Below are 15494 nucleotides of genomic sequence, written 5' to 3' on the forward strand. Positions count from 1 at the left end.
GTGCGGGTTCCTCGGAGCACGCGCGGGTCCGTTGCGTTGCCCACGGACGGCCACCGCGTCGCATTGCGGGCCGGCGACCGCACGCTCTGGAGCGACGGCAGGGCGAGGGCCTCCGGGGTGCGTCTCGACGCCGGCTATCTGACCCTCGCCGGTCTCGCCCACGGCACCCACAGGTTCACGCTGGTGCGCGAGAGCTGAGGCCGAGGCCCGCGCTCGGCCGGTGGCCCGGCAGGCCGGTCACCGGCTCCCCCCTTCGCCGTCATCGCGTGGGCCAGGGCCGGATCACCGCGTGCGCGACGGCCTCCGGGTCACCGCGCGGGCGGGGGCCCGGCCAGGTGGAACACCTCGGTGAGCGGCCTCATCCCCTCATCGGGACCGCGTCCGTCGAGCACTTCGAAGAAGCCCGCCATCTCGGCCTGCCAGCGCGCGTTGACGTCGGTGGCCGCCATGGCCGCCTGTGCGGCGGCGAAGTCGTCGGTCTCCAAGTAGCCGACCAGGAGTCCGTCTTCGCGCAAAAAGAGCGAGTAGTTGTGCCACCTGGCCGCGGAGAGCGCATCGAGCATCTCCGGCCAGACGTGCGCATGCCGGGTGCGGTACTCCTCGATGCGGTCCCGGCGGACCCTCAGCAGGAAACAGACGCGTGGCAAGAGGTTCTCCTCCGTGGTGGATTGTCCGCGGATCGATCCGTGGATTGAATGGATTCAATTCGTGATCCCGTGGAGTTTCGCGCCCGCCCATATCGCCCGTCAACCCCACCGGAACCCGCTCACCGCGCACCGGCAGCTGCGCCCGCCGACACCGGGGGCGCAGCGTGGCGATCAAAGAATTACCGCCAGATGTCTTGACTGACCCTCGATCCGTGGGTCAGCTTTGAGTCGTTTCAATCACACACGAAGGAGTCCCGCGTGACGCCCGTGCAGACCGTGAAGGCCACTGCGGACGCCCCCGACAGCGGCGCCGTGACCAAGCAGCAGTGGAAGTGGACCGCGCTGGCCGGAATGGCCTCCTATCTCGACGCCGGCTCGATCGTCGCGCTCGGCTCCGGCCTCTCCCTGTTCCAGGACGAGATGGGCCTGTCCAGCAACGCCGTCGGCACCCTCACCGCCATCGGGCCCAACGCCCTGGGGGCCGCGATCGGCGCCTTCATCGGCGGCAGGCTCGGCGACAAGCTGGGGCGGAAGCGGATCTACCAGTACGACCTGCTCATCTATGCCGCCGCCATCCTCCTCATAGCCCTCGCGGTCAACCCGACCATGCTGTTCATCGGCACCTTCTTCGTCGGTCTCGCGGTCGGCGCCGACGTCCCCACCTCGCTCGCCCTGGTCGGCGAGTTCTCACCGGCGCGGGCGCGCGGCAAGCTGATGGGCCTGACCCAGGTCACCTGGAATCTCGGCCCGGTCGTCGTGCTGCTGCTGGCCTGGGCGGTGTCCGGGCTCGGCCTGCTCGGCATCCGCCTCGTCTTCCTCCATCTGTTCGTGGTCGCGCTGGTCACCTACGCGCTGCGCCGGGGCATGACGGAGTCCGCCGTATGGAAGTCGGCGGCGCGGTCCGGCCACGCGGCCAAGGCGAGGGTCCGCGACCTGCTCAGCGGCCCGAACCTGCGGGCCCTGCTCTACACGGGCGGCATCTATCTGTTCTGGAACCTCGCCGCCGGCACGAACGGCATCTTCACCCCGTACATGGTCAAGACCCTCGGCGCGGGCACCCAGGCCACCAGCGTGCTGCTGTCCTGCGCCGGCTTCGCGCTCGCCATCGTGGGCACGATCGCCCTCTTCATGCGGCTGTCGGACCGGGGCCACCGGTACCGCAGGGCCATGTGGATCACCGGTTCCGTCATGCAGATCACCGCTTACGGGCTCTTCCTGGTGCTGCCCTTCACCCTCTCGACGATCATCTTCAACGTCATCCTGTGGGGCATCGGCCAGACCATGGCGGGTGAGGGCTTCTACAAGACCGTCAGCCAGGAGCTCTTCCCCACGATGCTGCGCGGCACGGCCCAGGGCATCTCGTTCGGCGTCGCCCGGGTCTTCCTCGGCATCTGGTCCTTCTTCGTGCCGACCCTCGCCAGTACGGGCATCACCACGGTCGCCGCGTTCCTCACCGGCTGCCTGCTGGTCTGCGGCGTGATCGGTCTGTTCATGCCGAACACCACCGGAAAGCCCCTCGACCAGCTCGAAGCCGAGCGGGCCGCGGCCTGAACAAGGCCTGCCGGCTCCGTTGACACACGCCTCACGAGCCGTTTAGCGTCGGGTATTGAATCGTTTCATCGCGCGCAGAACAGCGATCGTTCACAGGAGAGACATGACCGGGTCCACAGCACACGAGGAGCGGACAGCGACCGCGAAGGCGGTCCTGAAGCGCCAGGCGATCGAGACGCCGTCCTGGGCGTACGGAAACTCGGGAACGCGCTTCAAGGTGTTCGCCCAGGCCGGCGTCCCCCGCACCCCGCAGGAGAAGCTCGACGACGCGGCGAAGGTCCACGAGTTCACCGGCGCCGCGCCGACCGTGGCGCTGCACATTCCGTGGGACCGGGTCGAGGGGGGCGCCGCCGGATACGAGTCGCTCGCCAAGTACGCCGATGACCGCGGCCTCACGCTGGGGACGATCAACTCCAATGTCTTCCAGGACGACGACTACAAGCTCGGCAGCGTCACCCACCCGGATCCGGCCGTGCGCCGCAAGGCCACCGGTCACCTCCTGGAGTGCGTCGACATCATGGACGCCACCGGGTCCCGCGACCTGAAGCTGTGGTTCTCCGACGGCACCAACTACCCCGGCCAGGACGACATCCGCGCCCGCCAGGACCGACTCGCCGAGGCGCTGCAGACGGTGTACGAGCGGCTCGGCGACGACCAGCGGATGGTGCTGGAGTACAAGTTCTTCGAGCCCGCCTTCTACGCGACCGATGTGCCGGACTGGGGCACGTCGTACGCACACTGCCTCAAGCTCGGCGAGAAGGCGCAGGTGTGCGTGGACACCGGGCATCACGCTCCGGGCACCAACATCGAGTTCATCGTCGCTCTCCTGCTGCGGGAGGGGAAGCTCGGCGCGTTCGACTTCAACTCGCGCTTCTACGCGGACGACGACCTGATGGCCGGCGCAGCCGATCCGTTCCAGCTGTTCCGCATCATGGACGAAGTGCGGCGCGGCGGCGGCCTGGACGCGGACTCCGGTATCGCGTTCATGCTCGACCAGTGCCACAACATCGAGGCCAAGATCCCGGCGATCATCCGCTCGGTGATGAATGTCCAGGAGGCCACGGCCAAGGTGCTCCTCGTCGACGACGAGGCCCTGTCGGCCGCGCAGCGTTCCGGTGACGTCCTCGCCGCGAACGCGGTGCTGATGGACGCCTACAACACGGATGTACGGCCGATGCTGGGCGAGGTGCGTGAGGAACTGGGCCTGAACGCCGATCCCGTCGCCGCCTACCACGCCTCCGGCTGGGCGGAGCGCATCGCCGCCGAGCGCATCGGCGGACAGCAGGCCGGCTGGGGGGCTTAGGGCCTGCCGTTCGGAACGGCCGGGCAAGGCCGGTAGCGGGCCGCGGCCCGTACCGGGCCGGTCGCACAGTTCCCGCGCCCTCCGGGGCACTTGTCGTACCCACTTTGAGAAGGACTGAGAACACCATGGCACCCCATCCCGAAGCCGCCGCCCTGCTGGCCCGCTCGCACCGTCTCGGCGCCGATCCGCGCAACACCAACTACGCGGGCGGCAACACCTCGGCGAAGGGCACCGCGGCCGACCCGGTGACCGGCGGCGATGTCGAGCTGATGTGGGTCAAGGGCTCGGGCGGCGACCTGGGGACCCTCACCGCCGACGGGCTCGCCGCCCTGCGCCTCGACCGGCTGCACGCGCTCAAGGACGTGTACCCGGGGGTGGAGCGCGAGGACGAGATGGTCGCCGCGTTCGACTTCTGTCTGCACGGCAGGGGAGGCGCGGCGCCGTCCATCGACACGGCGATGCACGGCCTCGTGGACGCCGCGCATGTGGACCATCTGCACCCCGACTCGGGGATCGCGCTGGCCTGCGCCGCGGACGGCGAGAAGCTGACCGCCGCGTGCTTCGGCGACAGCGTGGTGTGGGTGCCGTGGCGGCGTCCGGGCTTCCAGCTCGGCCTGGACATCGCGGCCGTGAAGGAGGCCAACCCACAGGCGATCGGCTGCATCCTGGGCGGTCATGGCATCACGGCGTGGGGTGCCACCGCCGAGGAGTGCGAGCGGCGCTCACTGCACATCATCCGCACCGCGGAGGAGTTCCTCGCCGAGCACGGGAAGGCGGAGCCCTTCGGTCCCGTGATCGAGGGATACGCGGGGCTCGGCGCGGCCGAGCGCAGGGAGCGCGCCGCCGCCCTGGCCCCGCTGATCAGGGGTATCGCCTCGCAGGACCGCCCCCAGGTCGGGCACTTCGACGACTCCGGGGCCGTTCTCGACTTCCTCGCGTCGGTCGAGCACCCGCGACTGGCCGCGCTCGGCACCTCCTGCCCCGACCACTTTCTCCGGACGAAGGTCCGTCCGCTGGTGCTGGACCTGCCGCCCTCCGCACCACTGGACGCCGCGGCCGCCCGCCTCAAGGAGCTGCACGCCGAGTACCGCGCGGAGTACGCCGCCTACTACGCGCGGCACGCCGACGCGGACTCGCCGCAGATGCGCGGCGCCGACCCGGCGATCGTGCTCATCCCGGGTGTCGGCATGTTCAGCTTCGGCAAGGACAAGCAGACGGCGCGGGTCGCTGGCGAGTTCTACCTCAACGCGATCAATGTGATGCGCGGCGCCGAGGCCGTGTCCTCGTACGCGCCGATCGAGGAGTCGGAGAAGTTCCGCATCGAGTACTGGGCGCTGGAGGAGGCCAAGCTCCGGCGCATGCCGAAGCCACGGGCGCTGGCGAGCCGCGTCGCCCTGGTCACGGGTGCGGGCAGCGGCATCGGCAAGGCGATCGCTCACCGCCTTGTGGCGGAGGGTGCGTGTGTGGTGGTGGCGGACCTGAACGGCGACAACGCCGCTGCTGTGGCAGAGGAGTTGGGAGGCCCGGACAAGGCGGTCGCGGTCACGGTGGATGTGACGTCGGAGGAGCAGATCGCCGCGGCGTTCTCGGCGGCCGTCCTGGCGTTCGGCGGAGTCGACCTGGTGGTGAACAACGCCGGCATCTCGGTCTCCAAGCCGCTGCTGGAGACGACGGCCAAGGACTGGGACCTCCAGCACGACATCATGGCCCGCGGTTCCTTCCTCGTGTCCCGTGAGGCCGCCCGTGTGATGGCGGAGCAGGGCTTCGGCGGCGACATCGTCTACATCGCGTCCAAGAACGCCGTGTTCGCGGGGCCGAACAACATCGCGTACTCCGCCACGAAGGCCGACCAGGCGCACCAAGTGCGGCTGCTGGCAGCAGAGTTGGGCCCGTCCGGAGTCCGGGTCAACGGCGTCAACCCCGACGGTGTCGTCCGTGGTTCCGGCATCTTCGCCGGGGGCTGGGGCGCGGAGCGGGCCGCCGTCTACGGGGTGGAGGAGGAGAAGCTCGGCGAGTTCTACGCCCAGCGGACGCTGCTCAAGCGGGAAGTGCTGCCCGAGCATGTGGCCAATGCGGTGTTCGCCCTCACCGGCGGGGACCTCAGCCACACCACAGGTCTGCACATCCCCGTGGACGCGGGCGTCGCGGCGGCTTTCCTGCGCTGAGACAGCGGGGAGGCGGGCCGCGCAGGACCGGCCCGCCTCCCCGCACCACCGGCCCGCATCACCCAGCAGCAGGGTGCGGAGCCCGACGGTCCCTGGCCGTACCGCTCCGCTCCCCCTCCTCCGATCCATGAGGTCCGACGTGCCACCCACCGAACCCCTCCCCTTCGCCGCCGTCGACCTCGGCGCGTCCAGCGGCCGTGTGATGGTCGGGCATGCATCCGACCGGGACGGCGGCACGCTCCGTCTGCAGGAGGTCCACCGCTTCCCCAACCAGCCGATGCGCACGGCCGGCACCCTGCGCTGGGACATTCAGGCGCTTCACCGGGGTGTGCTGGAGGGCCTGCGCGCGGCCGGCCGCAGCGCGGGCCGCGCGCCGGCGAGCATCGGAATCGACACCTGGGCGGTGGACTACGGGCTCCTCGACGCGGCGGGCACGCTGCTCGAAGCCCCGGTTCACTACCGCGACGCCCGCACCGAGGGCATGGCGGAGAAGGTCGCGGCGGTGCTGTCGCCCCAGGAGCTGTATGCGGCCACCGGCCTCCAGCAGCTGCCGTTCAACACGATCTACCAGCTCACCGCGGCACAGGGCACCTCCGCGCTCGCCGCCGCGCACCGGCTGCTGATGATCCCCGACCTCATCGCGTACTGGCTGACGGGCGAAGCCGGGACAGAGCTCACCAACGCCTCCACCACGCAGCTGATCGATCCCCGGACCGGCAACTGGGCACGGTCCGTCGCCGGGCCGCTCGGCATCGATCTCGACCTGTTCGCGCCGCTGCGCCGGCCGGGCGATCCGGCCGGCCGCCTGCTACCCGACGCCCTCGCACGGACCGGCCTCGCGGGGCCGGTGCCCGTGACCACGGTCGGCTCCCACGACACCGCCTCCGCAGTGGTGGCGGTCCCCGCCCGGAACGAGCGGTTCGCCTACATCGCCACCGGCACCTGGTCCCTGGCGGGTCTCGAACTGGACGTCCCCGTGCTGACGGAGGAGAGCCGGCAGGCGAACTTCACCAACGAGCTGGGGGTCGACGGCACCGTCCGCTATCTGCGCAACGTCATGGGCCTGTGGCTGCTCCAGGAGTGCCTGCGCGACTGGCAGGCCGAGGGCCGCCCTCAGGAACTCGGCTCCCTCATCGACCGGGCGGCCCGCGTGCCGCTGCTCCGCAGCGTCGTCGACGCCGGAGATCCGGAGTTCCTTGCGCCCGGACGGATGCCGCAGCGCATCGCCGACGCCTGCCGCCGTACGGGGCAGCCCGTCCCGGACTCCCCCGCCGAGGTCACCCGCTGCGTCCTCGACTCGCTGGCACTCGCGCACCGCCGAGCCGTCGAGGACGCGCAGCGTCTGTCGGGCCGGGACGTGGACGCCGTGCACATCGTGGGGGGTGGCGCGCACAACGCGCTGCTGTGCCAACTCACCGCGGATGCCTGCGGTCTGCCGGTCGTCGCAGGCCCCACCGAGGCGGCCGCCTTCGGCAACGTCCTCGTCCAGGCCCGCGCCACGGGCGCCGTCCACGGCGAACTCGCCGACCTGCGCGCCCTGTTGGGCCGTACCGTGCCGCTGCGGCGGTTCGCGCCTGCCGGCGGTCGCGCCGCCTGGGACCGGGCCGTCACGCGGCTCTCGCCCGCCCCGCAGCCCAACGGGACGGCACAGGAGGCGGCATGCGCGTAGCGCTCTTCGTGACGTGTGTGAACGACACGCTGTATCCCGGGACCGGGCGGGCCGTCGTCACGCTGCTGGAACGGCTCGGCGTGCAGGTCGACTTCCCTGCCGCCCAGACCTGCTGCGGTCAGCCCCAGTTCAACACGGGCTACCGGCACGAGACCGAGCCGCTGGTGCGGCGGTACGCGGCGGCATTCGAGAAGCACGACTACGTCATCACCCCGTCCGGTTCGTGTGCCGCCATGGTCCGTGACAACTATCCGCGCATCGGGGCGAAGGCACGGGCCGAGGGACGGGGAGCGGAGCTCGCGGCCGCGGCGGCGAGCGCCGTCCCCAAGACGTACGAACTGACCGAGTTCCTGGTGGACGTCCTCGGTGTGACGGACGTCGGCGCGTACTTCCCGCACACCGTCACCTATCACCCCACCTGCCACGGGCTGCGCATGCTCGGCCTCGGCAGGCGTCCGCTGGCGCTGCTGTCGCAGGTCACGGGCCTGGAACTGCGAGAGCTGACGGGAGCCGAGGAGTGCTGTGGCTTCGGCGGCACCTTCGCGGTGAAGAACGCGGCCGTCTCCGCCGCCATGGGCGCCGACAAGGCCGGCCACATCGAGGAGACCGGGGCCTCGGCCGTCTGCACGGTCGACAATTCCTGTCTTCTGCACATCGGCGGCACGCTCGCGCGGCGCGGCTCCCCCGTCAGGCCGGTCCACATCGCGGAGATCCTGGCCGCCACCGAAGACTCCCCCTACCTGATGGGCAACCGATGAGCGGCACCTATCTCGGCATGCCCGCCTTCCCGAAGGCGGCGGCGGAATCGACGCAGGACGCGTCGCTCCGCGGCACTCTGCGGCATGCGACCCACACCATCCGCGACAAGCGGGCCAAGGCGGTCGCGGAGCTGGACGACTGGGCGCAGCTGCGGGACGCGGGCGCCGCGATCAAGAACCGCACCCTGCGCCATCTCGACCACTACCTCGAACAGGTCGAGGCGGCCGTGACGGCGGCCGGCGGTCATGTCCACTGGGCGGCCGACGCGGACGAGGCCAACCACATCGTCACCGAGCTGGTGCGGATGACGGGTGAGAGCGAGGTCGTCAAGGTCAAGTCGATGGCCACGCAGGAGATCGGTCTCAACCAGGCACTGGAAGGCGCCGGCATCCGCGCGTACGAAACGGACCTGGCCGAACTCATCGTGCAGCTCGGCAACGACCTCCCTTCGCACATCCTCGTCCCGGCCATCCACCGCAATCGCACCGAGATCCGGGACATCTTCCGACGCGAGATGAAGCATTGGGGGCGGACGGCCCCGGCCGACCTCACGGACGACCCCCGCGCCCTGGCCGAGGCCGCCAGGTTGCACCTGCGGGAGAAGTTCCTGCGGGCCAAGGTGGGTATCTCGGGCGCGAACTTCGTGGTCGCCGAGACCGGCACCCTCGTCGTCGTGGAGTCCGAGGGCAACGGCCGGATGTGCCTGACGCTGCCGGAGACCCTGATATCCGTCGTCGGCATCGAGAAGCTGGTCCCGACCTGGCAGGACCTGGAGGTCTTCCTGCAGACGCTGCCGCGGTCGTCCACCGCGGAGCGGATGAACCCGTACACCTCCACCTGGACCGGTACGACGGACGACGACGGCCCGCAGACCTTCCATCTCGTCCTCCTCGACAACGGCCGCACCGACACCCTCGCCGACGAGGTCGGCCGCCAGGCGCTGCGCTGCATCCGCTGCTCGGCCTGCCTCAACGTCTGCCCGGTGTACGAGCGGGCGGGCGGCCACGCGTACGGCTCCGCCTATCCCGGCCCGATCGGCGCCATCCTCACCCCGCAGCTGCGGGGTACGGCCACCGAGCTCGACGCGTCCTTGCCCTACGCGTCGTCGCTGTGCGGCGCCTGCTACGAGGTGTGCCCGGTGGCCATCGACATCCCCGAGGTCCTCGTGCACCTCCGCGAGCGCGTCGTACAGGGCGGCGCGGTGACGATCCGCGGTGAGCGGCGGACCCTCAAGCCCGCCAAGGGCCACGCCGCCGAACGCGCGGCCATGCGTGCCGCCCGCTGGGCCCTGGACCGGCCCGCGGCTCTCGGTGCCGGGCAGCGCCTCGCGGCCCGCACCCGGCGCCTCCACCCCAAGCGGCTCCCCGGTCCCGGCCGTGCCTGGACGGACACCCGCGACATCCCTGCGGTGCCCGCCGAGTCCTTCCGCGACTGGTGGCACCGCACCCGCCCGGAAGGAGACACGAAGTGAGCAGCCGGGAAACGGTGCTGGGGCGGGTGCGCCGCGCCCTGTCCGATGTGCCGAGGGAGGAGCAGCCGCAGGATGTCGCCGTGCCCCGCGACTATCTGCGGGTGCACGGGCGCCGCACCCCCGCGCAGACCGTGGATCTTCTCGCGGAGAACCTGGCTGATTACCGCGCGCTCGTCCACCGCTGCCCGGACGAGCGGGCGCTGCCCGCGCTGATCGGCGACCTGCTCACGGCGCGTGCCGCCGCGCGCGTCCTGATACCCGGCGGACTGCCCACCGCGTGGACGGCGGACATCGCCGCGGAGATCGTCCGGGACGACCCGGCGTCCCCCACACAGGAGCTGGACACCGTGGACAGCGTGGTGACGGGGTGTGCGGTGGCCGTCGCCGAAAGCGGCACGATCGTGCTCGACGCCGGGCCCGGCCAGGGACGGCGCCGGATCACGCTCATCCCCGACCACCACATCTGCGTGGTACGGACGGCGGACCAGGTCGTCGGATCGGTGGGCGAGGGCCTGGAGCGGCTCGACCCGACCAGCCCGCAGACCTGGATCTCCGGCCCGTCCGCAACGAGCGATATCGAACTCGACCGGGTGGAGGGTGTCCACGGGCCGCGCACCCTCGCGGTGGTGCTCCTGGGAGGCTGATGCCCTGACCGGCCGGCGCCGAGACGGTGCGCACCGCGAGGGCGGGCGGCCCCGCGCACCCGGTCGCCGGGGGCCGGGCGCAGGGCGTGACGACTCGTCCGCCGCCCCGGCCGACTCGGGGCCGCCACGCTGCGACCAATATCGCCATTAAGAGGATATTCTTCGCAAACAGCACCACATATCGCACAGCACCATATATCGCCGATCGCTGAGGGATGTGCCGTCCCGAGCGTTCCCGGCCGGGGACGGTCGACGGGTCGGCCGAGGCCGCCGAGGAGGAGCGCCGCGTGGCAGACAAGCTGGCCTGGTTGGGCGAGTTGCTGACCTCGGTGGAGTCGGCGCCCCCGGAGATGGCCGTCTCCGTGCTGGCCCGGCTGCTCGCGGAGAGGCTCGCCGCGACCGAGGTGTCCTTTCTGGTCACGGACCTCGGCGGCAAGGCCGTCGTACGGCTCACGGGGGCACCTGCGGAGGGCGGGCCGGAGCAGCCGCGGCGGATCCGGTTGCGCGGCACGGTGTACGAGCATGTGGTCCGCACCCAGCAAGTACACGTGGCGGATGGAGAGCGGGCAGGAGCGGCCGGACCGGGCCTGGTCCAGGTCATCGCGCCGGTGTCCGATCGCGGGGATGCGATCGGCCTGCTGGAGCTGAAACTGCCCACCCGCCCCGACCGACAGACGATGCAACGCATGGTCGAGGCCGCACACGCGCTCGCCTACGTGGTCATCACCAACCGGCGCTTCACCGATCTGTACGAATGGGGCCGGCGCACCACACGGCTGTCACTGGCCGCCGAGATCCAACACCGTCTGCTCCCCGACTCCTTCACCTGCGAGAGCGGCCGGTTCATCGTCGCGGGAGCGATGGAGCCGGCTGCCGACATCGGCGGGGACACCTTCGACTACACCCTCGACCGCCATGCCCTGCACCTGTCTCTCACCGACGCGATGGGGCACGACGTACAGGCCGCGCTGGTGGCGACCATGGTGGTGGGAGCCCTGCGCAATGCCCGCCGGGCCGGCGGCAGCCTTCTCGACCAGGCCCACGACGCCCACCAGGCCGTCGCGGACTACGCGGACCGCGCGCATCAAGCGTTCACGGACCAATCGGAGCAGGTACGCGAGGCCCTCATCAGGCACGGTGGCCAGGTCATGGCCACCGGTCAGCTGCTGCGCGTCAGTCTCGACACCGGCCGGACCACGTTCGTCAACGCCGGCCACGTCTGGCCGCTGCGCCTGCGCGAGGGGCAGGTCGAAGAGATCGCTCCCCAGGTCGACCTGCCGTTCGGGGTCACCCCGAACCCGGGCTACCGGCTGCAGAGCCTCGACCTGCGGCAGGGCGACCGGTTGATCCTGCTCACCGACGGCATGCTGGAGCCCCACGGTCCCGAAGCCGATCTGAGCGACCTGATCCGGCAGACCGGCGACTGGCACCCGCGCGACGCCGTACGCCTCTTCACCGAAACCGTCCTGGAGCTCTCGAACCACGACCCGCGCGACGACGCCACCGTTCTGTGCCTGGACTGGCCCTCCCCCGACTCCCCCTACGCCGCTCCCGGAAACGACGCCCACCAGACCACGGCGTCCTGAAGGCCGCCCCGGGGCCCACCATCGTTGGCGCAGGGGGCAGCACCTCAGCGGCGCTTCCCGCCCGTACCCGGGACGACACCCGCGCGCCCAGGCCGCAGTGGGCACGCGGGGCATGGAGTCGAGGCGGTCACCCACCGTGGACAGGGCGGTGGCCCGGTACAGCGTCATCCGCTCCCGGACGCGGGCGTCTGCTGAAGGCCACCCGTCGGGCTCGTCGCCGCCGCGGCGGCGCAGAAATGGCCTCGGCATGCGCTCCGGCACGCGCCTGCCCGCCGGAGCGCACCGCCGGCGCACCTCCCCTCCGTCCCCGCAGGGCACGGCTGTTCCCGCACTCGGCCCGGACACCGAGGCATGAACGGGAAGGTGCGGAGGTAGAGATCTCGGCGCATAAGCCCGATGCGGTCAACAAGCGTTACATAGAAGGGGATACAGCTGGTGCCAGGGACAAAAAAGGACAGGCTCTTAGAGCGGGACGCCGAGTGAACGCCCCGGATGGCAGCGGTGCCGCGCCCGGCCGTGCGCGGGAAGCCGAGCGGTTCCTCGCTCTCTCGGTCGCGCTGACGGGGTTCGACGCCACGGAACTCGCCGCCACGGGAATGGCGGAAACCTACCGGGCGATCGTGCTCCAGCGCCTCGGATCGCCGTCTTATCGCAAGCTCGTCGACGCTCTGGCCGATGTATCGGCCGACCTTCAGGCCGTGCTGGACGAGGACGCAGGGCTCCGTGACCTCGCGCGGCCGGTATGCCACCTGTGGTACCTGGGCGTGTGGCCGGGCCCGCCGGGGCAAGCGGACCGGCCTGCCCCCGGCATCGCGGCGCGCGCGTATGCCCAGGGGCTGGTGTGGCGCAGTTTCGGCGGCCATGCCCCCGGGGTGGGACGCCCCGGTCACGGCTCCTGGGCGCAGCCGCCCGCCGCTGTGGCGGGAGGGCGGCGTTGACCAGCGGCGAGCACGTCGATGCGATCGTGGTCGGCGCGGGCATCGCGGGGTCGCTGATGGCCCAGCAGCTGGGCGCACGGGGCTGGCATGTGCTTGTCCTGGAGGCCGGCGTGGGTGACGGCGACCAGGACGGCGGGCAGGCCTCGGACGGGGAACGCTTCCGGGCGGCGCCGGCGAAAGTCCCCAGCTCGGCGATCGCCGCCAACCCCTTGGTCCCCTCACCCGATGTCCTGGATATCGGCGGCGTTCCCGGCGGCGGGTACCGAGCCGACGGGTATCTGACCCAGGACGGCCCCCTGCCCTACGCCAGCGGCTATCTACGCGTCAACGGCGGTACGGGCACCGCCTGGACGGGCCTCACCCCGCGCATGCACCCGGAGGACTTCCGCACCGAAGACCTCGGCTATGGCCGCAACTGGCCTATCTCTTATGACGAGTTGGAACCGTACTACCGCGCCGCGGAACACGAGCTCGGTGTGGCCGGCGACCTGGCCGAGCAACGGGACCACGCCGGCCTCCCCTTTCCCGACGGCTATGACTTCCCGCACCGTCCCGCCCCCGCGAGCCACCTGGACAGGATGCTCGCCGAAAGACTCGACGGACGCCACGTCCTGGACCCCGCGCATCCGCACCCGATCGAACTGCGCGTCGTCGGGACGCCTCAGGCGCGCAACAGCACGGCCACCGACGCACACGGGCCCGCCTGCGAAGGCAGCGCCAGCTGCATTCCGCTCTGTCCCACCGGGGCGAAATACACACCGCGACGTACCCAGGAACGCTGGGGCCCGACCGTCACCCTGCTCACCCGCGCCGTGGCCGGACGGCTCCACACGGACGCCACCGGCCGGATCACCGGCGTCGAGTACCAGCAGTACGACGATCCCGCCCGTCCCGCCACCCTCACCCGGCGGACGGTACATGCGGACATCGTGGTGCTGGCCGCCCACGCGATCGAGAATGCCCGGCTCCTGCTCGCCTCCGGTTTGGGCAACTCCAGCGGTCAGGTGGGCCGGAATCTGATGGACCACCCGGTTCTGCTCACCTGGGGCCTGATGCCCGAGCGGACGGGGCCCTACCGAGGGCCCGGATCGACCTCCGGCCTGGAGGGATTTCGCTTCGGCCCGGCCCGCGCCGCCCGTGCTCCCTTCCGGATCGAGATCGGAAACTGGGGCTGGGGCTGGGCCGCCGGTCCGCCCGACGACGAGGTCGCCGCCCTGCTGCGCCACGGGAATCGCGACATGCCCGGTGCCGCGGGCGCAGGCCGGGGACTGTTCGGAAAGGCTCTGCGGCAGGCCGTCGGGGACCGGATCGGACGGCAGTTCGCCCTGCAGTTCGAGATGGAGCAGAGCGCCGATCCCGCCAACCGTGTCACTCTCGACACCCGCCACCGCGACCTGCTCGGCAACCCGCGTCCGGTTCTCACCTACGACCTGTCCGACCACGTGAAACGGGGCATCGCCGCCGCCAAGGCCGTATCCGACCAGATCTTCGCCCTCCTGGGGGCGCAGGACCACAGCCGGTATGAGCAGGGGCCCGCCCAGCCCGGATGGTTCGCGTACGGAGGACAGTCCTACGCCTACCGCGGCGCCGGCCACGGGGCGGGCACTCACCTGATGGGCGCACACTCCGCCGACTCCGTCGTCGACTCCTGGCAACGCTGCTGGGACCACCCCAACCTGTACGCCGTGGGCTGCGGCAGCATGCCCTCCCTCGGCACGTCGAACCCGACCCTCACCATGGCCGCGATCACCCTGCGCAGCGCCGAGCAGATCCACCGGGATCTGACCGGACGGCGCGGAGCGGTCGCACTGCCGGTTCCCGGACCTACCGCCGTGCCCGCCACACCCGAGGAGGCTTCCACCTCATGACCCGCCCTCTCTCGCTGCCGCCCGTCGCCGCGCCGTACCAGTTGCCCTTCCTCTACGGGGCCCTGCACAACATCGGCCTCGACTACCTCGTCGACCCGGGCCCGGTGCGCGGCATGCTGGCCAAGCGCCACCCCGACCTGAGCGCGGCCGACTTCGGCGGCCGGGCCTGCGTCACCCTCAACTACCAGCTGTACTTCGCGCAGTACCCCAACGGCGGCGGCATCACCCAGGAGATCGAATTCAGCATCATCGCCCACCCGACCGCGAGCGCCGACCGTCTGGCACGCCTGTCGTACGAGGAGTTCGCGCACGGCTACGACCAGACCAAACTGCTCGGCATCGCCCGGCTCCATGTGCTGTGCGACAACCCCCTGGCCATCGAGGCCGGGACCGCGCTGTACGGCGAGCCCAAGTACCCGGCCTGGTTCGAGACCACCCTGCCCTCCCCCAACGGGCCGCCCGGCGACCTCTGGTCGGTCACCTGCAAGCAGGCCGGGCCCGCCCGGTCCGGGAACGGAATCGAGCGCGGCGAGACGGCCCTGTTCTCGTTCGAGGCCGCACTGACCGGGCTCCCCCGCACTCCGGTGAACAACACCCCCATCACCGGCTACGGCACCGACCCGACCGGCCGGCCACTGGCCGGCCCGCTGAACGTGTACCAGCCCTACCAGTACCTCTCCCTGGCCGACGGCGCCGCCGAGCGGGTGCGGCTGAGCATCCATGACGGGACCTCAGCGGTCGGCACCGACCTGGCCACCCTCATCGGCGACACCCCCGCAGCCGGGGCATGGACCTACCAGTCGCCACCGGTCGCGGCCCACAACCGCCCCTACTACGTCCCGCGCGCCGAGTGAGGCGGGGCGACGCCCTCCTCCCTGACCGCACGGTCCGCG

At 71.2% G+C, this 15494-nt stretch carries 13 protein-coding genes; 12 read left to right on the top strand and 1 reads right to left on the bottom strand.

All coding sequences use genetic code 11. The features are described 5' to 3' along the window. The first annotated feature begins 36 nt into the window (after positions 1-36). The gene (locus ACIRQ7_RS06540; protein WP_404261374.1) at positions 37-198 is read left to right on the top strand and encodes a hypothetical protein; all 162 of its coding nucleotides are present in this window, start codon (positions 37-39) and stop codon (positions 196-198) included. Between the two features lie 110 nt (positions 199-308). On the opposite strand, the gene ACIRQ7_RS06545 is transcribed toward ACIRQ7_RS06540, so the two are convergent. Next, positions 309-647: an L-rhamnose mutarotase gene (locus ACIRQ7_RS06545; RefSeq protein ID WP_404260389.1), complete on the bottom strand. Its 339-nt coding sequence runs from the start codon at positions 645-647 to the stop codon at positions 309-311. Positions 648-905: 258 nt separating this feature from the next. Between ACIRQ7_RS06545 and ACIRQ7_RS06550 the strand changes: the two genes are divergently transcribed. The 11 genes from ACIRQ7_RS06550 (at position 906) to ACIRQ7_RS06600 (ending at position 15455) form a co-directional block, all read left to right on the top strand. After that, positions 906-2198, top strand: coding sequence for an MFS transporter (locus tag ACIRQ7_RS06550; protein ID WP_404260391.1), 1293 nt, complete (start codon positions 906-908; stop codon positions 2196-2198). 103 nt (positions 2199-2301) lie between these two features. After that, positions 2302-3501 carry an L-rhamnose isomerase gene (gene rhaI, locus ACIRQ7_RS06555; protein WP_404260392.1) on the top strand — a complete coding sequence of 400 codons (1200 nt, stop codon included), beginning with the start codon at positions 2302-2304 and terminating at the stop codon, positions 3499-3501. 125 nt (positions 3502-3626) lie between these two features. After that, a complete protein-coding gene (locus ACIRQ7_RS06560) occupies positions 3627-5666 on the top strand; it encodes a bifunctional aldolase/short-chain dehydrogenase (protein WP_404260394.1) in 2040 nt (679 codons plus the stop codon). Between the two features lie 127 nt (positions 5667-5793). After that, a complete protein-coding gene (locus ACIRQ7_RS06565; protein ID WP_404260395.1) occupies positions 5794-7335 on the top strand; it encodes a rhamnulokinase family protein in 1542 nt (513 codons plus the stop codon). Then, positions 7326-8093 carry a (Fe-S)-binding protein gene (locus tag ACIRQ7_RS06570; protein WP_404260397.1) on the top strand — a complete coding sequence of 256 codons (768 nt, stop codon included), beginning with the start codon at positions 7326-7328 and terminating at the stop codon, positions 8091-8093. The genes ACIRQ7_RS06565 and ACIRQ7_RS06570 overlap by 10 nt, the downstream gene beginning before the upstream one ends. Then, a complete protein-coding gene (locus ACIRQ7_RS06575) occupies positions 8090-9565 on the top strand; it encodes a lactate utilization protein B (protein ID WP_404260399.1) in 1476 nt (491 codons plus the stop codon). Before ACIRQ7_RS06570 ends, ACIRQ7_RS06575 begins: the two co-directional genes overlap by 4 nt. After that, positions 9562-10209, top strand: coding sequence for a lactate utilization protein C (locus ACIRQ7_RS06580; RefSeq protein ID WP_404260401.1), 648 nt, complete (start codon positions 9562-9564; stop codon positions 10207-10209). Before ACIRQ7_RS06575 ends, ACIRQ7_RS06580 begins: the two co-directional genes overlap by 4 nt. A gap of 287 nt (positions 10210-10496) precedes the next feature. Beyond that, positions 10497-11795 carry a PP2C family protein-serine/threonine phosphatase gene (locus tag ACIRQ7_RS06585; RefSeq protein WP_404260402.1) on the top strand — a complete coding sequence of 433 codons (1299 nt, stop codon included), beginning with the start codon at positions 10497-10499 and terminating at the stop codon, positions 11793-11795. A gap of 479 nt (positions 11796-12274) precedes the next feature. Beyond that, positions 12275-12733, top strand: coding sequence for a hypothetical protein (locus ACIRQ7_RS06590; protein WP_404260404.1), 459 nt, complete (start codon positions 12275-12277; stop codon positions 12731-12733). Beyond that, positions 12730-14601 carry a GMC family oxidoreductase gene (locus ACIRQ7_RS06595; RefSeq protein WP_404260406.1) on the top strand — a complete coding sequence of 624 codons (1872 nt, stop codon included), beginning with the start codon at positions 12730-12732 and terminating at the stop codon, positions 14599-14601. The genes ACIRQ7_RS06590 and ACIRQ7_RS06595 overlap by 4 nt, the downstream gene beginning before the upstream one ends. Then, on the top strand, positions 14598-15455 hold the full coding sequence (locus tag ACIRQ7_RS06600; RefSeq protein ID WP_404260408.1) for a hypothetical protein: 858 nt from the start codon (positions 14598-14600) through the stop codon (positions 15453-15455). Before ACIRQ7_RS06595 ends, ACIRQ7_RS06600 begins: the two co-directional genes overlap by 4 nt. Positions 15456-15494: the final 39 nt, after the last annotated feature.

This window comes from Streptomyces sp. NPDC101393 (assembly GCF_044767385.1).
In the GTDB taxonomy this organism is placed as follows: Bacteria; Actinomycetota; Actinomycetes; order Streptomycetales; family Streptomycetaceae; genus Streptomyces.